Here is a 336-nt window from a genome sequence, read left to right on the forward strand (position 1 = left end):
GCAGGAAGTCCATCGGCGAAGTGACGGTCGCATCGGCGTGGCTAAGCGCGCGGGCCATGCAGAAATGCGAAGACACGCCGGTAAAGGCGACTTCGAATATCGACGGCCAGAGCTCGACCGCCGGGCTGCGCCATACGTAGAGCGCCGGGACAAGGCCGACCACGGACTGGATGATCAGCATCCAGAAGATGATGCGCACGACGCTCTCGGTTCGCGTCAGCGACTTGACCATGACCACCGAGACGCCGAAGCACATCGCGGCCCCCAGAACGACGAGATGACCGGGATCGACCGAGCCGATGCCGGGACGCACGATGATCACCACTCCGATCAGCC

General features: G+C 63.7%; 1 protein-coding gene. It reads right to left on the reverse strand.

Annotation, left to right across the window (positions count from 1 at the left end; genetic code table 11):
- Positions 1–336, reverse strand: a 336-nt coding sequence (locus tag EN808_RS35475) for an EamA family transporter (protein WP_145973051.1), incomplete at both ends; no start/stop codon positions are given.

This window comes from Mesorhizobium sp. M8A.F.Ca.ET.165.01.1.1 (assembly GCF_004792065.1).
GTDB lineage: Bacteria > Pseudomonadota > Alphaproteobacteria > Rhizobiales > Rhizobiaceae > Mesorhizobium.